At 64.1% G+C, this 18103-nt stretch carries 21 protein-coding genes; 12 read left to right on the forward strand and 9 right to left on the reverse strand.

Annotated elements, in window-relative coordinates; all coding sequences use genetic code 11:
* The first annotated feature begins 91 nt into the window (after positions 1-91).
* From PY254_RS07995 to PY254_RS08025, 7 genes are all read left to right on the forward strand, one after another.
* A complete protein-coding gene (locus tag PY254_RS07995) occupies positions 92-1183 on the forward strand; it encodes a 3-deoxy-7-phosphoheptulonate synthase (RefSeq protein ID WP_281014930.1) in 1092 nt (363 codons plus the stop codon).
* A 73-nt stretch (positions 1184-1256) separates the two neighbouring features.
* Positions 1257-1532: a GNAT family N-acetyltransferase gene (locus PY254_RS08000; RefSeq protein WP_281014931.1), complete on the forward strand. Its 276-nt coding sequence runs from the start codon at positions 1257-1259 to the stop codon at positions 1530-1532.
* Positions 1533-1653: 121 nt separating this feature from the next.
* Positions 1654-2247 carry a DUF1345 domain-containing protein gene (locus tag PY254_RS08005; RefSeq protein ID WP_281014932.1) on the forward strand — a complete coding sequence of 198 codons (594 nt, stop codon included), beginning with the start codon at positions 1654-1656 and terminating at the stop codon, positions 2245-2247.
* A 135-nt stretch (positions 2248-2382) separates the two neighbouring features.
* Positions 2383-2775, forward strand: coding sequence for a ribosome silencing factor (gene rsfS, locus PY254_RS08010; RefSeq protein WP_281014933.1), 393 nt, complete (start codon positions 2383-2385; stop codon positions 2773-2775).
* A gap of 151 nt (positions 2776-2926) precedes the next feature.
* On the forward strand, positions 2927-3397 hold the full coding sequence (gene rlmH / locus PY254_RS08015; RefSeq protein ID WP_281014934.1) for a 23S rRNA (pseudouridine(1915)-N(3))-methyltransferase RlmH: 471 nt from the start codon (positions 2927-2929) through the stop codon (positions 3395-3397).
* A gap of 21 nt (positions 3398-3418) precedes the next feature.
* The gene (locus PY254_RS08020; RefSeq protein WP_281014935.1) at positions 3419-3868 is read left to right on the forward strand and encodes a GNAT family N-acetyltransferase; all 450 of its coding nucleotides are present in this window, start codon (positions 3419-3421) and stop codon (positions 3866-3868) included.
* A 28-nt stretch (positions 3869-3896) separates the two neighbouring features.
* On the forward strand, positions 3897-4472 hold the full coding sequence (locus PY254_RS08025) for a Maf family protein (RefSeq protein ID WP_281014936.1): 576 nt from the start codon (positions 3897-3899) through the stop codon (positions 4470-4472).
* Here the strand turns inward: PY254_RS08025 and PY254_RS08030 are convergent.
* Both PY254_RS08030 and PY254_RS08035 read right to left on the reverse strand, forming a co-directional pair.
* A complete protein-coding gene (locus PY254_RS08030) occupies positions 4456-5304 on the reverse strand; it encodes a CPBP family intramembrane glutamic endopeptidase (RefSeq protein ID WP_281014937.1) in 849 nt (282 codons plus the stop codon). The two genes, PY254_RS08025 and PY254_RS08030, sit on opposite strands and share 17 nt — an antisense overlap.
* Positions 5305-5313: 9 nt before the next feature.
* Positions 5314-5706, reverse strand: coding sequence for an MAPEG family protein (locus tag PY254_RS08035; RefSeq protein ID WP_281014938.1), 393 nt, complete (start codon positions 5704-5706; stop codon positions 5314-5316).
* Between the two features lie 116 nt (positions 5707-5822).
* On the opposite strand from PY254_RS08035, the gene PY254_RS08040 reads away from it, so the two are divergent.
* Positions 5823-6689, forward strand: a complete 867-nt coding sequence (locus PY254_RS08040; protein ID WP_281014939.1) for a KPN_02809 family neutral zinc metallopeptidase — start codon at positions 5823-5825, stop codon at positions 6687-6689.
* Positions 6690-6834: 145 nt separating this feature from the next.
* A complete protein-coding gene (locus PY254_RS08045) occupies positions 6835-7221 on the forward strand; it encodes a YkgJ family cysteine cluster protein (protein WP_281014940.1) in 387 nt (128 codons plus the stop codon).
* A gap of 156 nt (positions 7222-7377) precedes the next feature.
* Here PY254_RS08045 and PY254_RS08050 read toward each other — a convergent pair whose 3' ends face one another.
* The 3 genes from PY254_RS08050 to PY254_RS08060 all read right to left on the reverse strand — a co-directional run bounded on the left by PY254_RS08050 (position 7378) and on the right by PY254_RS08060 (position 11883).
* Positions 7378-8160 (reverse strand): dioxygenase family protein, encoded by a 783-nt coding sequence (locus tag PY254_RS08050; RefSeq protein WP_281014941.1) that lies wholly within the window; start codon positions 8158-8160, stop codon positions 7378-7380.
* A gap of 111 nt (positions 8161-8271) precedes the next feature.
* A complete protein-coding gene (locus PY254_RS08055) occupies positions 8272-9885 on the reverse strand; it encodes a tetratricopeptide repeat-containing sulfotransferase family protein (RefSeq protein ID WP_281014942.1) in 1614 nt (537 codons plus the stop codon).
* Positions 9886-9966: 81 nt separating this feature from the next.
* The gene (locus tag PY254_RS08060; RefSeq protein ID WP_281014943.1) at positions 9967-11883 is read right to left on the reverse strand and encodes a DEAD/DEAH box helicase; all 1917 of its coding nucleotides are present in this window, start codon (positions 11881-11883) and stop codon (positions 9967-9969) included.
* A gap of 159 nt (positions 11884-12042) precedes the next feature.
* Between PY254_RS08060 and fghA the strand changes: the two genes are divergently transcribed.
* Positions 12043-12891, forward strand: coding sequence for an S-formylglutathione hydrolase (fghA, locus tag PY254_RS08065; protein ID WP_281014944.1), 849 nt, complete (start codon positions 12043-12045; stop codon positions 12889-12891).
* Entirely contained in the window at positions 12888-13442 is a 555-nt protein-coding gene (locus PY254_RS08070) for a GNAT family N-acetyltransferase (RefSeq protein WP_281014945.1), read from the forward strand. The genes fghA and PY254_RS08070 overlap by 4 nt, the downstream gene beginning before the upstream one ends.
* Before the next feature lie 64 nt (positions 13443-13506).
* Here the strand turns inward: PY254_RS08070 and PY254_RS08075 are convergent, their stop codons facing one another.
* Positions 13507-14841, reverse strand: a complete 1335-nt coding sequence (locus PY254_RS08075; protein WP_281014946.1) for a DEAD/DEAH box helicase — start codon at positions 14839-14841, stop codon at positions 13507-13509.
* Between the two features lie 324 nt (positions 14842-15165).
* Between PY254_RS08075 and PY254_RS08080 the strand changes: the two genes are divergently transcribed.
* Complete coding sequence (locus PY254_RS08080) at positions 15166-15651, forward strand: FKBP-type peptidyl-prolyl cis-trans isomerase (protein WP_281014947.1); 486 nt, start codon at positions 15166-15168, stop codon at positions 15649-15651.
* Between the two features lie 83 nt (positions 15652-15734).
* Here PY254_RS08080 and PY254_RS08085 read toward each other — a convergent pair whose 3' ends face one another.
* The 3 genes from PY254_RS08085 to PY254_RS08095 form a co-directional block, all read right to left on the reverse strand.
* Complete coding sequence (locus PY254_RS08085) at positions 15735-16220, reverse strand: C40 family peptidase (RefSeq protein ID WP_281015184.1); 486 nt, start codon at positions 16218-16220, stop codon at positions 15735-15737.
* A gap of 159 nt (positions 16221-16379) precedes the next feature.
* Positions 16380-17630 carry a M56 family metallopeptidase gene (locus tag PY254_RS08090; protein ID WP_281014948.1) on the reverse strand — a complete coding sequence of 417 codons (1251 nt, stop codon included), beginning with the start codon at positions 17628-17630 and terminating at the stop codon, positions 16380-16382.
* A gap of 1 nt (position 17631) precedes the next feature.
* Positions 17632-18018 carry a BlaI/MecI/CopY family transcriptional regulator gene (locus PY254_RS08095; protein WP_281014950.1) on the reverse strand — a complete coding sequence of 129 codons (387 nt, stop codon included), beginning with the start codon at positions 18016-18018 and terminating at the stop codon, positions 17632-17634.
* Between the last annotated feature and the right edge of the window lie 85 nt (positions 18019-18103).

Raw genomic sequence — 18103 nt, forward strand, 5'->3', positions numbered from 1 at the left:
TTTGAACTGATCGACACAACCACACCGAACCGCCAGCATCCCTGGCGGTTTTTTGTTGGCCGCCTTCCGGGAAACCCTCAGGAGAGCCGCCATGCACACCACCGACGACCTGCGCATTCGCGCACTTACCCGCCTCAGCACCCCCGCCGAGGTCATGCACGACTGCGCGGCGACGGCCGAAGCCATCGCTACCGTGGAGGCGTGTCGCGCATCACTCCACGCCATCATCGCCGGCAAGAATGATCGGCTGGCGGTGGTGATCGGGCCGTGCTCCATCCACGATCCGCGCGCTGCGCTGGAATACGCCGAGCGCCTCGCCCCGCTGCGCCGCGAGCTCGGCGATGCATTGGAAATCGTGATGCGCGTGTATTTTGAGAAGCCGCGCACCACGGTGGGCTGGAAGGGACTGATCAACGACCCGGACCTCGATGGCAGCTTCCAGATCGACAAGGGTCTGCGCGTGGCGCGCCGCTTGCTGTGCGACATCAATGCGTTGGGCGTGCCCGCTGGCTGCGAATTCCTCGACATGATCACCCCGCAATACATTGCCGACCTGGTTGCCTGGGGTGCGGTGGGCGCGCGTACTACCGAGAGTCAGGTGCATCGCGAACTGGCCTCGGGCCTATCCTGCCCGGTGGGGTTCAAGAACGGCACGGATGGCAACGTGAAGATCGCCGTGGATGCGGTGCAGGCCGCGGCACAGCCGCATCATTTCATGGCGGTCACCAAGGACGGGCAGGCGGCGATTGCTTCCACCAGCGGCAATGGCGACTGCCACGTGATCCTGCGCGGTGGCAAAGTGCCGAACTACGATGGCGCCAGCGTGGATGCCGCCTGCGCATCGATCGGCAAGGCCGGGCTGGCACCCCGCGTGATGATCGACGTCAGCCACGCCAATAGCGGCAAGCAACCTGAGAATCAGCCCCGGGTCATCGACGATCTCGCCGCGCGCATGGCCGCTGGCGAGCAACGCATTCTCGGCGTGATGGTCGAGAGCCACCTGATCGGTGGCCGTCAGGAACTGCAGCCCGACCTGCCGCTGCGTTACGGCCAGAGCATCACCGATGGCTGCATTGACTGGGATAGTTCGGTCGAGGTGCTGACGACCCTGGCGCATGCCGTGCGCCAGCGGCGTCGGCACGCCGCTTCCATCTTGCTGTCGGAGGGGATCGCCGCAGCCTGATGGGGCGGTTGTGCACGCGAAACTCCCCCGCGGCTTACCATAGGCGCTGGTTTGTCCATGCGTGGGAGTTCCCGTGTCATTTGCCATCCAGCACGATCGCGCCGCCCAGCGTTTCCATACCACGGTTGACGAGGTGGTATGCGTACTTGACTACCAGCTCGCCGCCGGCGTGATGACCATAAGCCACACCGGTGTGCCCGCTGAAGTGGGTGGCCGCGGAGTGGCCTCGGCGCTCGTGCAGTTCGCGCTGGACACGGCGCGCAACGAAGGCTGGAAAGTTGTGCCGGCCTGCTCCTATGCTGCCGTCTGGATGCAGCGGCATCCAACCTATGCCGATCTGCTGGCCTGAACACACACCCGGGAAGTGAGCTATGAGCCAGCCTTCAACGCAGGGCAAGCGTAAAAATGTGAAGCCGCGCAGTTGGCGTCCGTGGGGATTCGCCAGAGGGCGTCCACGAACGATCGGGTCGATGCTGGTCTTCGTGCTGGCGGTGGCCGCACTGCTGACCTGCGGGCTTCCTTTGTCCAGCGCTGTCCTGCTGTCCTTCGATCTCGCGGCGGCCATTTTCCTTGGCGTGATGGCACATCTGTTCAACCAGTCCGCGCCGGAAAAGATGCGCACGCAGGCGCAGGCCATCGATGCCGGGCGCTGGAGCGTGCTGCTGGGCGGCGTGGTGCTGTCGGGCGTGGTGCTCGCTGCGCTCGGCATGGAGCTGCATGCGGCGCGAGATGGCGGGTTGCTGACGCTGGCGGTCGGCGTGGTGAGCGTGGTGCTCAGCTGGCTGTTCCTCAACGTGATGTTTGCCGTCCATTACGCCCACGGCTATTACGGTGACTTCGGCGAACAGCACGCCGGGCTGGAGTTTCCTGACACGCCGGAGCCGGATTATTGGGATTTTGCCTATTTCGCGATTGTCATCGGCATGACCTTCCAGGTCTCCGACGTGCAGATCACCAGCCGCTACCTGCGCCGGGTCGTGCTGTTGCACAGCGTGATCGCGTTCTTCTTCAACGTGTTCATCATCGCGATCACGGTGAATATCGTGGCCGGGCAAGGCAGTTGATCCAACCAGAGTGTCTCATCTTCGATGGGTCGCCCCCCGGAGCCCCCCGGGCCGGGGTGAGGTGCTGCTGCGGCAGGCCGGGTATACTTCGCCCGCGCCATCTTGCGCAGTGACTCCGCACCGAGGCCCATCCCCTTGAGCAATGCCCGTACCAACAAGTCCGTCACCACGGCCACCCTGCGCAAAGCGGTCATCGATGCGCTGGAAGAATTGAAAGCCAAGGACGTGCGCGAGATCGACGTCCGCGGCAAGACCTCCATCGCCGACCTGCTGGTCATCGCGTCGGGCACCTCCGCCCGCCACGTCAAGTCGATTGCGGATGAAGTGGCCAAGTTCGCCAAGAAGGCCGGCGTGATGCCGCTGGGCATCGAAGGCGAGACCGAAGGCGAATGGGTACTGGTGGATCTGGGCGACGTGATCGTCCACGTGATGCTGCCGCGCATCCGCGAGTTCTACGGTCTCGAGCGCTTGTGGACGGTGGGTGACCACGGCCATGAAGCCGGCACCGAAGCCGCACAAGCGAGCTGAGCTTCGCGTGGATGTGTCGCAAATCGGGCCCGTCACCTCAATCCTCGGCAATGGCTCCATGCATTGGGCTGCCTCCTGCATCCATGCAGTCGCTCTCCTGCTGGGAGCGGAGGCGAACGCAGCGCTGCGCGCATTTCGTTGATGGATGCCCATGCGTGCGCGCCTGATCGCCGTCGGTGAACGCATGCCGGCGTGGGTGGCGGAGGGCTTTGCGGAATACCGCAAACGGCTGTCACATGATCTGCCGCTGGATTTGGTCGAACTGAAACCCGGCGTCCGTGGCAAGGGACGCGATGATGCACGGGCGATCCAGGACGAGGGTGCGGCGATTCTGGCCGCGCTGCCTTCAGACATCCACGTCATTGCACTGGATGGTCGGGGCAAGGCCTGGTCGAGTGAAGAACTTGCCGCGCAACTGGAAAAATGGCGCATGGCCGGGCGTGACCTGGCCTTTCTCATCGGCGGTCCCGATGGACACGCGCCCGACGTGTTGCAACGTGCGGATCAGCGCTGGTCGCTGGGCTCGCTGACCTTGCCGCATATGCTGGTACGACTGGTGCTGGCCGAGCAGTTGTATCGTGCCACCACGATCATGAGTGGCCATCCCTATCACCGTGCCTGAGGCTTTCGGAGTGCGTGCGACATGTCCTTCTCGATTCGTCAGGCCAGTGCGCTCGATCTCGATCGGCTGGTGCCGCTATTCGATGGCTACCGACAGTTTTACGGCCAGCCGTCGGACCCGCAACGCGCGCGTGATTTTCTGGCGGCACGATTGGCGAATGAGCAATCGTTGATCCTGCTGGCCTGCGATGATCAGGGCCCCGCGCTCGGTTTCACCCAGTTGTATCCGCTGTTTTCCTCGGTGCGCACCGTGCGCACGTATCTGCTCAACGACTTGTTCGTGAGCGCCTCGGTACGTCGTCGTGGCGTGGCGGGCGCGCTGCTGCGAGCAGCGGCAGAGCAGGCGCGTGCGCTGGGTGCGGCCAGTCTGTCGCTGGCGACTGCGCTGGACAATGCGCCGGCACAGGCCTTGTACGAATCGCTGGGCTGGCAGCGCGATGAGCAATTCTGCGAGTACGGACTGACCCTTTGACGTTTGCTCGACACCTTCTGGAATCGGCATGCTCTATCTCGCCTCGCAATCCCCGCGCCGTCGCCAATTGCTGGAACAGCTCGGCGTCGCATTCGCCGTGGTCGATGTCGACGTGCCAGAGCAGCGCGAGCCAGGTGAAGCGCCGCAGGATTATGTGAGTCGGGTGGCGCGCGACAAGGCGCGAGCGGGCCTGGCGTCGCTGGGTGATGCGGCGCAGGTGTGGGTGCTCGGTGCTGACACCGAAGTCGTGCTGGATGACGAGGTGTTCGGCAAGCCGCGTGATGCGGCGGACGCCGCGGCGATGTTGCAGCGACTGGCCGGCCGCACGCATACGGTGATCTCCACGCTGTGGCTGCTCAGTCGAAGTGAGGAATTCAGCGAGGCATGCCAGTCGCAGGTACGTTTTACCGAGCTCGACGAAGCGGCGATCGAAGCTTACGTGGCAACCGGCGAGCCGTTCGGCAAGGCCGGCGCGTACGCGATCCAGGGTCGCGCCGCGGCGATGATCGAACATCTGGCCGGCAGCTATTCCGGGGTGATGGGCCTGCCATTGTTCGAGACGGCGCGCCTGCTGCGGCGTGGCGGAATCAGCCCAGCGCCTTGATCGCCACGAACCAGCTCGCGACCGCCACCAGATTGTTGGTGGCGTGTGCCAGCACGGCAGGCCAGATCGAACCGGAGCGCAACCGCAGGATCGCCAGCAAGACGGCCAGCAGCAGCAGGGCCGGCAAGGCATACCACTGGTAATCCAGTCCCGGCAGATGAATCAGCGCGAACACCAGTGAGGTGAGCGCCACCGCCCAGCCGGCGCGCCAGCGCCGCAGCAATGCCGACAGCAAGACGCCGCGGAATAACAGTTCCTCGACGACTGGCCCCACGCAAACCACCACCAATGCCAGTAGCACGCGCGGTGCCAGTGGCGTCTGGCTGCCAATCTGCTGGATGTCCTGGCTGACCGTTTGTCCGCGCGCGAGCCATTCGGTCAGCACGGAACCGAGCCACGGCAGCGCCAGCCCGATGGCGATGGCGGGCAGGAAGAACCAGGCAGTGGTGGGTGCAACAAAGCCCAACCCGGGGGGCTGTCCCTGCGCCCAGTGGGATCGCCACTGCCGATGGGCCAGCCATAGCGTCACGGGCGCAGCGAAACCGAGTGAGGCGACCGCCAGCCATGCCTGCATGTGGGGCTGTGCGAGGGTGCTGCTGATGGCACCCTCGGTCATCCCGTGGTGGTCGAGCAGCGCAGTGATGATGACGCCCAGTGCCGCCACCGCCCCGACGAGAAACTGCAACGCGAAGTAGCCGGCGATGATGCCTGCGGCACTGCGCAGACTCGGTGGTGACTCGCCGTTAACGTCGTGGGCGGCGGGAGTGGGTGCAATCGTTTTGCTGTGGCTGGCTGACCGGCGGTGCTCAGGCGTGTGCTCTGGCGTCGGCATACCCCGGGTTCAGCCGACCATCATCGCGCGGGCCACGCCGATGCCGGCCATGATCAGCAGGGCGACCCAACTGAGCATCGCCAGGCCGAAGCCCGGGCCGCGCTTGGCGGGGTCCTTCAGATAAGCGACCGCGTACCATACCCGGCCGACCAGCCAGACCAGTCCGGCGATACCGGCCCAACCGCTGAAGCCAAAATTGGCGGCCAGCCACAGCGTGGGCAGGAACAGCACGGCCTGCTCCAGGGTGTTCATCTGCACTCGATAGGCGCGCTCGAACGCGGGATGGCCAGTCACCGCAGGCGCCTTGATCTGATACTTGCCACGGGCACTACCCACGAGCCAGCCGGTACCGAACATCAACAGCACGGTGAGCAGGGTTACCAGGGCGGGCAGATGGGTCATGCTGAAATCCTCACGAAGGGTGGCCTACTTTAACGGTGTTTATCGGCATGGCGCGATTCGGGGCTGCGCGCTATCTTCGCAACGGAACATTGGGACAACCACTCGGCGGGGGATTTATGGATTGGCGAAAAGGTGGCAGCAGCAACAACGTCGAGGTCGACAGCGGCAGTGGTGGCGGTGGCGGCGGCATGCGTTTCGGTGGCGGTCGCGGCATGGGTCTGGGCACCATTGTGGTGCTCGCGCTGATTGGCTGGATCTTCTTCAAGAATCCGCTGGCGCTGCTCGATCAAGGTGGCCAGGTCGGTGCGCCCAGCCAGGCAAGCGTGCCCGCGCAGGTCGATCCCGAGCAAAAAGACTTCGTCAGTGCAGTACTGCATTCGACCGAGCAGACCTGGGGCGAGATATTCAAGGCGCATGGGGCGACCTATATCGAACCCAAGCTGCACTTGTTCAGCGGTGGCGTGAACACCGCCTGCGGCAGCGCCAGTACGGCGGTGGGCCCGTTCTATTGTCCCGGTGACCAGAAGGTCTATCTGGACGTGGCGTTCTTCCAGCAACTGCAGGACGAATTGCACTCCTCCGGTGATTTCGCCCGTGCCTACGTCATTGCGCACGAAGTGGGACACCACGTGCAGAAACTCACCGGCGTATTCGACAAGGTGGATCAGGCACGCCGTCGCGGCGCGCCGATGGACGGTGCCGATGGCCTGTCAGTGCGGCAGGAACTGCAGGCAGACTGCTACGCAGGGGTGTGGGCCAACCACAGCCAGAAAGACCTGAACTGGCTGCAGCCCGGTGATATCGAGTCGGCGCTGAACGCCGCCAGCCACATCGGTGATGACACTTTGCAGCAGCAGGCGCAGGGCCGCGTGCGTCCGGACACGTTCACTCACGGCACCTCGGCGCAGCGCGTGAAGTGGTTCAAGACCGGCTTCGCCAGTGGCGAGATGGCTCAGTGCGATACCTTCGCCGGCGAGCCCTGAGCAGACCGGTACGCGATCCGGGCTGAGTGCTTTCCATCTTTCCGCCGGTTGTGCAACGAGGAGTGTCTTTTCCCACTGCACAACCGGCGGTTTGCGCTCTAGAATCCGTTCCCTGCGTGCCACGGGGCGCGTATCGGTCGACTCGATGGATCACCCCTGTTTGCGTTGCGGTGCCTGCTGCGCGTTCTTCCGCGTGGCCTTCCATTGGTCGGAAGCCGAAGCTTTTCTTGGCGGCAACGTGCCTCCCGAGTTGACCGAAAAGCTCGACCCTCATCGGCTGGCCATGCGTGGCACGAATGCCGCAAAGATACGTTGCGTAGCACTGCAAGGCGTGGTGGGCGAGGCGGCGCATTGCGGTATCTATCCGCAACGGCCGTCGGTGTGTCGGGAAGTGCAGCCGTCGTGGGAGTTTGGCGCAATCAGTCCGCAGTGCGACAAGGCCCGGCTGGCGCATGGTCTGGCGGTGTTGACGCCGGAAGACTGGCTTGATCCCTCGCACGCCAGCGAGCCGCCGTTGCCGCAGAGCGCTTGATACCCGCCCTGGTTTGTCATCATCCGAATTCTGTGAGCTGAAGCAAAGGCTTCGCAGCGTGATCAGGGCCATCAGCCTCCACACCTGAGTTGAACCATGCGACGGCGCGGATCAATGGGATCGTGGCGGATGTGCAGGAGCCAACTCCCGGGCACCTCAGTCGAAGCGGTAAATATCCATCGCCAGAAGGCCCTGGTCGATACCGGCATCGATCCGTTGCGCACGGATGTCTGCACCGGCCGCTCCCAACGCCACGAATAGCGGGAGCAGGTGCTCGTCAGTGGGATGGGCGCGACTGGCGAACGGCGCCTGGCGTCGATAGTCGAGCAGCGCGTCGGTGTCGCCGGCGGCAAGTTTGCGCTCGATCCATTCGATGAACGGGCGCACGTACGGCGCCGGTCGTTGGTCGCTGTAGCCCGCGCGGAAGTCGTGCAAGTTATGCGTGATGCTGCCCGAGCCGATAACCAGCACATGCTGCTCGCGCAGTGGCGCCAGTGCCCGACCCAGCGCGTAGTGGTGCGCCGGACCCCGTTCCGGCTGGATCGATATCGGCACCACCGGAATGTCGGCCTCCGGATAAAGCAGTCGAAGCGGCACCCATGCACCGTGGTCGAGTCCGCACCGTGGGTCGAGTGAAGGGGTCAGGCTGGCGGAGTCCAGCAAGGCAGCGACCTGCCTGGCCAGCGCGGGTGCACCGGGCGATGGATAGCGCAGCGCATAGAGTGGCTCGGGAAAGCCGCCGAAGTCGTGGATGGTCTCCGGTGTCTGTGCGGCGCCCACCAGCGGCTGATGCGACAACCAGTGCGCGCTGGCTATCACGATTGCCTCAGGTCGTGGCAGCGCGGCGGCCAATTCGGCCAGACGCTCGCCGGTAAGAGCGGGCTGCAACGCGGTCATGGGCGAGCCGTGTGAGATGTACAGGCTGGGCATGTGGTTCATGGCTATAGGGTCTCGTTGAATCCTCAGCCCTCATGCTGGTGGCTGGCGGCGCACTTTGCGGCGGCGCTGGGGGAAACGCTGTGTCGCCGGCGGCGCACGATACGGTCGCCGTCAGCCGAATTTCGGCAGACCCAATCCGAAGCGCAGGGGATCGAGCAGGGCGCCGTAGTGACCGGCGCGCGCCGTATCCCGGCGCAGTGGCTGGCGCACCTGCGCGGCACTGGCCGTGCGTACGCTGCGCGATGCGCGGTGGTAGTCGAGGCAGCTCGGCTCGAACGGCAGGGCACAGAACGCCAGCAGCGCACGAATCTCGTCTTCCGGCGCGGCCAGTAGCGCTTCGTAGTGCTGGATACGGATGCGTTGGGGTTCGGCGGACTGCCACACGCCCATCACGCGTTCGTAGTCGCGGATATACGCGGCGATGTCGGTCAGCGTGCAGGCGAAATGCGGCAATCGATAGAACTGCTGCTTGTAACAGGACCAGCCGGCTTCCAGCGCATCGCGGCGGGCGTCGATGATTCGCGCGCCTGGCAACATGGCGCCAAGTACGCCGGTCAGCAGCCAGTTCGATGGCAGTTTGTCGGTGTGCCGCGGCTTGTGTCGACGCCAGCGTGCGGTGAGCGTCAGGTAACGCTGGCCAAAGCGTTGCCAGTCCGCTGCATCGGCGGCGCCGATCCACTGCAACAGGGATTGCTGGCGGCGGCGGGATTCTTCGCCGAGCACCTGTTCCAGTTCGCTCAGTTCGCTGGCACCTTCCACGTGGGAGTGTGCGGCGAGAATCTGTTCGAACAGGGTCGAGCCGGAACGTGGCAAACCGACGATGAAGATCACCTCGTGACCAAGTTTCAGATCGATGGCTGAAGGCAGTTGCCGGGACGCGACCAGCAAGGCGTCCGCATGCGCATGGAAAGCCGCAGCCTGCCACGGCCTGAGTTCGCGCAATTCGGAGTTGGCGCGGTTGAGCGCGTCGAAGGCTTCGCCGTAGCGGCCCTGGTCTTCGCAGACCTTGCCCAGCGCAAAGCCCATCGCAATGCGGTCGGTAGGTGTGATGGCGGGCTGGCGCCATGCCACGCTCAACTGTTCACGATCGGCGTCGGATAGCGGGCGTGTCTTCATGTTCGCCAAGCCGCGCCAGGCATCCCCGCAGGCCGGATACAGCGCCAACGCGGCGCGGTAGCGTGCATCGGCTTCATCGAAACGACCGGCGTGGACCAGGGCATCGCCGAGCAGGATCAAGGCCGGCAGGAAATCCGGTGCGAGCATGTGGGCTTGCTGCAAGGCTTCGATCGCGGCCGTGGTGTCGCCATGCAACTGCAGGTTGCGACCCAGGTTGAACCAGGGCATCGGTGCGGCCGGTGCCAGCGCGCACGCACGTCGCCAGCAGGCGAATGCCGCTTCCATGTCACCGCGAGCGTGCTGTACGCCAGCCAGATCGGAATGCGCCAGTGCGTAGTCCGGCCATTGTGCCAGCGCGCGCTGCAGGCAGACCCGTGCTTCGTCATGGCGTTGAGCACGGGTGTGCAGAATGCCGTAAAGACGCAGCGCTTCGGGATGCTCTGGCACCAGCGCAAGCACGCCCGCCAGGGCCTGCCGCGCTGCTGGCTCGGCACCGTCGCGAATCGCTCTGGCGGCCGCCTGCAGTTGCAGCACGGCAGGCGGCGGCAGCCCGTCAAGGCGCGGCTCGGAACCGTTGGGTGTTGGATGTTCGGCGTGGCTGCTGGACATGCGGCGGGTTCGCGATAGCGATGACCCCGCCGATGTTACGTGGTCGCGCCGTCGCTTATCGAGCGGCGCGACGCGCTACGGTTACTTGCGCCGTGGTGGCTTGTCGCCAGTGGGACGCGGCTTGAAACTACCGGGCTTCTTGAAGCCGCCCGGCTTGTGCGATGGCGGTGTGCTGGTACCGGTGTCGCTGCCGTCCCACTCATGGATGCGCAACTGCTGCTGCACCACCCACACTTTCTTCAGGTGCTCGAACACTTCCTTCGGCATGCCGTCGGGCAAATCGATCAGGCTGTAGTGATCGCGAATGCTGAGGCGACCGATGAACTGGCTTTCCAATCCGGCTTCGTTGGCGATGGCGCCGATGATGTTGCCCGGCTTCACGCCATGCTCGTGGCCAACTTCGACTCGGTAGGTGCGCTTGCCTTCTTCGGTGGCGTGCGCGCGAACGGGTCGATTACCGAATTCGCGCGGCGGGGCACTCTCATGCGCGGCGTGTTCGCGGGGACGATGTTCACTGGGGCGTGATTCACGTGCCGGCTGCTGAGCCGCAGCAGCGTCGCGCGCCTGTGGCGGGCGGCGCTCACTACTGGTGCGCTCGCGCGGTGCTGCGCGTTCAACGCGCTCGCGCGTTGCCGGTTCGTATTTCTCGCGCTTCGGCGCCGGTGCCAACAGCAGCGGCTGTTCGCCTTGGGCAATGCGCGCGAGCGCGGCGGCGATCTCGATCGCCGGTACGTTGTGTTCCTGCTCGTACTGCTCGATCAGCTTCTGGAATTCGCCCAGGCTGCCTTGCGCCAGCGTGTCGCTGATGCGTTGCTTGAACTTGCCGATACGCACGTCGTTGACCACGTCGACCGACGGCAACTGCATCTGCTCGATCGGCTGGCGGGTGGCGCGCTCGATGGCGCCCAGCATGCCGCGCTCGCGCGGGCTGACGAACAGGATCGCTTCACCGTGGCGACCGGCACGGCCAGTGCGGCCGATACGGTGCACATAGCTTTCGGTGTCGTACGGAATGTCGTAGTTGAATACGTGGCTGATGCGTTCCACGTCGAGGCCGCGCGCGGCGACGTCGGTGGCAACCAGAATGTCGAGCTTGCCATCTTTCAACTGCTGGATGACGCGCTCACGCTGCGGCTGGGCGATATCGCCATTGATCGCCGCAGCAGCCAGACCGCGGGCCTGCAGCTTGCCAGCCAGCTCCTCAGTTGCAAGCTTGGTACGCGCGAAAATGATCATCGCGTCGAACGGTTCGGCTTCGAGGATGCGGGTCAACGCATCGAGCTTGTGCATGCCGCTGACAAACCAGTAGCGCTGGCGAATGTTCGGCGCGGTGGTGGTGGTGCTCTTGATGGTGACTTCGACCGGGTCCTTCAGATGGCGCTGCGCGATCTTGCGGATCACCGACGGCATGGTCGCCGAGAACAACGCGACCTGGCGTTCGGGCGGGGTCGCCTGCAACACTTTTTCGACGTCGTCGATGAAGCCCATGCGCAGCATTTCGTCGGCTTCGTCGAGCACCAGATACTTCAACTCGGACAGGTCGAGCGTACCCTTGTCCAGGTGATCGATGACGCGACCGGGCGTGCCGACCACGACGTGCACGCCGCGCTTGAGCGAATGCAACTGCGGGCCGTAGCTCTGGCCACCGTAGATCGGCAGCACCTGCAGGCCGCGCATGTGGGTGGCGTACTTCTGGAACGCCTCGGCCACCTGGATGGCCAGTTCACGCGTGGGTGCCAGCACCAGCGCCTGCGGCTTGCCGGGCTTCAGGTCCATGCGCGAAAGGATCGGCAGCGCAAAGGCGGCGGTCTTGCCGGTGCCGGTTTGCGCCTGGCCGAGCACATCGCGGCCTTCCATCAGTGGCGGGATGGTGGCGGCCTGGATCGGCGAGGGCGACTCGTAGCCGACATCGGCCAACGCGCGCATAACGTCGGGATGCAGCGCAAGTGCGCCAAAACCGGACGGTACCGGGGCGTTGTCGGAATCAGGGGATGACATGGGGATACCTCGGATACAGAAGGCAACGCCGGGAATGCGACGCGCGGGTCGGCCATTCTACCAGTGTCAAGGCGTGCGCGTGGCGGTTCTGCCTGAGCGTGAAAGTCAGGCTTGTCCGGGTATCCTCGAATCTGACCCATAGAGCAACCGGAACCCGCGATGACCATGCTTGAAACGATCTCCGAACAGCGCCTGCATGGCGGCGTGCAGGGCATCTACCGGCATCAGTCGGAGGCCTGCGCCGGCCCGATGCGGTTTGCCCTTTACCAACCGCCGCAGGCGGCCAATGGGCCTTGTCCGGTGTTGTATTTCTTGGCCGGGCTTACTTGCACGGAGGAGACCGCCACCATCAAGGCCGGTGCGCAACGGCTGGCGGCGCAGTACGGCATGGTGTTGGTGATGCCGGATACCAGCCCGCGCGATACCGGCATCGCTGCCGCGACGGGTGACTGGGAATTTGGTGAGGGTGCCGGTTTCTACGTCGATGCCACGCAGGCGCCGTATGCGGGGCGCTTCAACATGCATCGCTATGTGGTCGAGGAATTGCCCGCGCTGATCGCCGCGAATTTCCCGGTCGACAGCTCGCGCAGCGCCATTTGCGGGCATTCGATGGGTGGACATGGAGCGCTGACCATCGCGTTGCGGCATCCCGGTCGCTACCGCTCGGTGTCGGCGTTTGCGCCGATCGTCGCGCCCAGCCAGGTGCCTTGGGGACAGAAGGCGTTGCCGCGCTATCTCGGTGACAATCCGGCCGCGTGGGCAGACTACGATGCGTGTGAACTGGTGCGCAGGCAGACGTTCGACGGCACCATCCTCATCGATCAGGGGGAAGCTGACTCTTTCCTCGATGGGCAGCTGAAACCGGAACTGTTCGAACAGGCTTGTACCGAGGCTGGCCAGCCCCTGTTGCTGCGCCGACACGCGGGCTACGACCATAGTTACTGGTTCATCAGCAGCTTCATCGACGATCACCTGCAGCATCACGCGAAGGCGTTGGGTTTGCGGTGAACGCGCCTGCCGTATTGCTGACCGAACGCACCCGCATCCGCTTGCCCGTGGCGTCCGATGCGGCGAAGTTGCTGCGCTTTCGTGTGGAAAATCGTGCCCATCTGGCGCCGTGGGAACCCTTGCGCGAGGAAAGCCATTACACCCTGGAAACTTGCCTGAAGGCGATTGCCGACGGTCAGGAAGCGGTGCGGCTTGATCGTGGTTATGCCTTCGTGGTGCTGAGTCCCGACGAAGCACGCCTGCTTGCCAGCTTCACGCTGAGCCACGTGATGCGCGGTCCGTTTCAGGCCTGCCTGCTCGGCTATGGCGTGGCTGCCGATCAACAGGGTCAGGGCCTGATGCGCGAGGCGCTGGAAGCCGGGTTGGCGTGGGCGTTTGGCGAGTTGGGTCTGCATCGGGTGATGGCGAACTACCTGCCGCGCAACGAACGCAGCGCACGGCTGCTTGAACGCCTCGGCTTCGAGCGCGAAGGCTGGGCCCGTGCCTATCTGCGAATCGCCGGACAGTGGCAGGACCATGTGCTCACGGCGAAGATTTGCGGCAGTGATTGAGGCCTTCCAAAACGAACGTGGCGGCCCAAGGGCCGCCACGTCTGCTGTCACGTTGTCGAAAAACTCAGGCCTTGGCGGCCGGACGAGCAGTCGATCGACGGCGCTGGTTACCGGCGGCATGCTCGCCACGACCACCCTGTGGCGCATAACCGCTCGGTCGTGCCGCACCGGCCGGCTTGCCCTGACGCGGGGCCCGTGACTGCTGTTGACGCTGGCCACCACCACCCTGTTTCGGGCGCGGCGCACCGGCATCCAGACGCAGCGGGGCCGACGGCTCGTAACCTTCCACTGGCGTGATCGCGATGTCCTGCTTGAGCAGCTTGCGGATATCGAACAGCAGGCCGCTTTCATCGTGGCTGACCAGCGACAGTGCCAGGCCTTCCATGCCGGCACGACCGGTGCGGCCAATGCGATGCACATAGTCTTCGGCAATCGACGGCAGATCGAAGTTGATCACGATCGGCAACTGTTCGATGTCGATGCCGCGAGCAGCGATGTCAGTGGCGACCATCACGGTGATGCGGCCGCTTTTGAAATCGCTCAGGGCACGGGTACGGGCGTTCTGGCTCTTGTTGCCGTGGATCGCCGCGGTGCGCAGGCCTGAAGCATTCAGGAACGTCACCAGCTTGTCGGCGCCATGCTTGGTACGGCTGAACACCAGCGCCTGACGGCGGCTGTCCTGCGACAGCACGTGCAACAGCAGATCGCGCTTGCGCGCCGCGTCGACCGGATGCACCTGGTGGCTGACCAGGGTGGTGACGGTGTTCGGTGCGGAGACCGAGATCTCCTTCGCGTTATGCATGAACTCCATCGCCAGCGTCTTGATCGCCGGTGCGAAGGTGGCCGAGAACAGCAAGGTCTGACGCTTTTTCGGCACCGACTGCAGGATGCGCTTCAACGCAGGCAGGAAGCCCATGTCGAGCATGCGGTCGGCTTCATCGAGGATCAGCGTTTCCACCGCGGAAAGTTCCAGCGTGCGCTGCTGCATGTGATCGATCAGGCGACCGGGCGTGGCGATGACGATGTCGACGCCGCGACGCAGCGCGTTGATCTGCGGGCCCATGCTGACGCCGCCGAAGATGGTGGTGGCACTGACCTGCATGAACTTGCTGTAGTCGCGGATATTTTCGTTGATCTGCGCAGCCAGTTCGCGGGTCGGCGTAAGGATCAGCGCACGCGGGCGGCGGGTCATGGTCTGGCCGCTGGTGGACAGCTTCTGCAGCAACGGCAGCGCAAACGCCGCGGTTTTGCCAGTGCCGGTCTGGGCAGCGGCCAGCAGGTCGTGACCTGCCAGCGCGGGCGGAATCGCCGCTGACTGGATCGGGGTGGGTTTGGTGTAGCCGTAATCGGCAAGCGCACGCAACAACGCGGGCGCAAGGCCCAGCGAATCGAAGGACATGTAACACTCCTGAGCAACCCGGAGTGTTCATACCGTGTTGCAGACTTAGGGGAAGGGGGCGACGGTGTGTCGCAACGCTCGTTAGAAATGAGCGCGGGGCGAAGTATAGCTGATCTGGCGGGATAACATACGAAAAGCTTGCTGCGAAACTGAACAGCTACCCGAAGTGCCGTCACTATTCTGCGTGCCGCGCAGGTTGCGGGTGAGCGGCGACCGTTCGCGGCCCGGCGCAAAGAGAGCGCCAGCAAGGCCGCGATCCGGTTCCCATGCGAGGTACGCCGGGCTGCTAGAATCTGCGGTTTGATCCCATCGACGAGACACCCAATGAAGGCTGGCAAGGACAAGGTCATCGCAATCCATTACACGTTGACCGTGGATGGCGACAAGGTGGAAAGCTCGCATGATCGCGACGAACAGTTGTGGATACTCCTCGGTCACGGTCAATTGATTCCTGGCCTGGAAACGGCGCTTGAAGGTCACCAGGCCGGTGACACGCTGTCGGTGGACATTGCGGCTGCCGATGGTTACGGCGAGCGCGAGGAAGGCCAGATCCAGCGTGTGTCGAAGAAGTATTTCCCGCAGGCCAATCGCCTCAAGCCGGGCATGACTACCGTGTTGAGCCTTAAAGAAGGTGGTCAGCGCGCGGTGACCGTGCACAAGGTCGGGATGAGCACGATTGATGTGGACCTGAATCACCCGATGGCCGGCAAGACGCTGCATTTTGACGTGACCATCGGCGAAGTACGCGATGCCACCGAAGAGGAAGTCGAGCACCGGCACGCCCACGCGCCGGGTGCCGAAGCGCACTGATTCGCTGGCTGAAAGCGGAACGAATGGCGGCGCCCTGGGGCGCCGTCATTGTTTGGTCCAGTGGCGGCGCCGGTGCGCGCGCCTCAGTTCAGTACCCGTCGCCCGTAAGCGAAGTGATCGCCCCAGTAAGGTCCATCGATATCGTCCAGCCTGACGGTGCCACCGCTGTTTGGCGCATGCACAAATCGCCCCTTGCCCACGTATACACCGACGTGACTGATCGCTCCGCCGATGTCGAAGAACACCAGGTCACCGCTGGCCAGCTGGTTCATCTTGCGTACTTTCTGGCCGTCCACGGCGGCCATTTCATGCGAGGTGCGCGGCAGCTTGATGCCGGTCGCGGTGCGGTAGATGTAGTCGACCAGTCCGCTGCAGTCGAACCCCCCGGCCGGCGTGTTGCCGCCCCAGCGATACGGTGTGCCAACCAGCCCGATGGCGCGGAACAGTATGTCGTTTGCCTCACTGGCGGTGGCAGCCGATGGCGCCCGTGCCGGCAGGTCGGCCAGTGTGGAATGGGAAGTCCTGTAGGTAGGCTGGGGCCGGTGAGGATTGCCGGAGCAGGCTGTCAGGACCGTTGCCGTGAGCACCCACAAGGCCCGTCGAACGCCATGCAGCGGGCGGCGTGACAGGGCAGGTCGGGCAGCAGGTTGCAAGCTCACAAGACAACCTCGGTGTGGGATGTGTCGAGGTTATCAAGTCAATAATTCATATGCAAATCAAGCAATTCGTCAGCTTTTCGAATTCGATTTCTCGCCTTGGCTGTTCTGCGGCTTGGCGGGTAATGGGCTTAGCGCGAATTTCACCGGCACGCGTGCATAACCTTCGACCGCTACGCCGTTTTTCGTTTGTGGGTTGAAGCGCCACTGCCGGGCGGCGTTGCTGGCGGCGGCAATCAAATCGGCGGACTTGGTGGTGCTGTGCTGCGGATCGTAGGTGATGCTGCCTACGGTGCCGTCCATGTGAACTTGAACAAGCAGGATGACGGTACCTTCTTCGTGGTTCTTGAGGGCTGCAGCGGGATAGCTGGGTTGCAAGTTCGAGTTGAAGGTGAGGTCAGATTCGGCAGACTGGTCTGGCGCCGGCTTGGTACTGGCCTGCGCAACCAGCGTGCTGCCGGCCATCAGCGCGGCCAGTCCGAGGTAACCGATGCGACGGCGCAGCGCGCCGGGACGATGACGCTGGATCATAGTGAGTCGCTCCTTCAGTTGTGGCTCGCTGAGCCAGGGAATCAAGGTCGGTGCGGCGGGATGGCCGGCACTGTGCATCAGTACGTGGGCGTAGTCCGCTTCGTCCTGTGGCGCATGGCATAGCAGGTGTTCGTCGCAGGCCAGTTCCTGATCGAGCCGGAAGCGCGGCAGTGCAAACCAGATCAAGGGATGAAACCACAGTGCGGCGGCGGCCAGCTCTGCCAGCAGGTTCCACAGCGCATCACCGCGGCGCAAATGGGTCAATTCATGGCGCAGGATCAATTGCCGTTCGGTGGCACTGAAACGCTGCAGGAAATCCGCTGGCAGCAACAGCAGTGTGCGTGGTGCGCTCGGCAGCAGGGCAGGCCCAGCCGGGTGCAGGCGCAGGCGCGATGAATCGAGTGTCTGCAGTTCCTGCAGCAGCGCGGAGAGCATGGCTGCGGGCAGGTGGTGACTTTGTCGATGCAGACGAACGAGCTGCACGAAAAGTCGCAACAGGCAGACCGTCGCCCCGGCCAGCCAGGCGGACTCCAGCCACGCCATGCGCGAGGTGTGATGAAGCGCCGCGGTCGCGCCATCGATGTTGCCGGCGAAGACCGGCATGGTGGGCAGGGTTGCCCATTGAACCGGCAACGCAGGCAGCCACGGCAACACGGCCAGCAGCGGTGGCAGCAGCCACAGCATGAATGCCGGGCGGGCGCCGAACAGCTGCCGCAAGGGGCGTCGCGCCAGCAGCACAAAAGTCATGGCCAGCGTCGTAAGCAGCAAGGAGTGCAGCAGCGTGGCATTCATTTCAACGCCCCTTCTTCTCGATGGCGTCGAGCAGCTTGCGCAGCTCGGCGACGTCCTTCGCGCTTAGCTTTTCGTGTGCACTGAAATGCACCAGCAGCGGCGAGAGCCGGCCGCCGAATACCCGGTCAAGCAGGTTACGGCTTTCCTGTGACTGCCACTGTTCACGCGTCAGGGTGGGCGAGTAGAGGTAGCGGCGCCCGTCCTTTTCGGCAGCGGCTGCGCCCTTGCCCAGCAAGCGGTTCAGCAGCGTACGAATGGTTTTCTCGTGCCAGTTGCTGTCCTGTTGCAGGGCCGCCACGATGTCTTCGGAACTCTGCGGCGACTTGCGCCACAGCACGTCCATCACCCGGCTTTCGGCCTCACTGATCGGCGGGAGTGACTTGGACATGCTGCGGTCTCCATGGATTACGCTTGTAGTTTCAGTTAAGACTACATGCGTAATTCAAAAGCCGCAAGTGACTGCCATCGCGGCG

Source organism: Rhodanobacter sp. AS-Z3 (assembly GCF_029224025.1).
Classification (GTDB): Bacteria; Pseudomonadota; Gammaproteobacteria; order Xanthomonadales; family Rhodanobacteraceae; genus Rhodanobacter.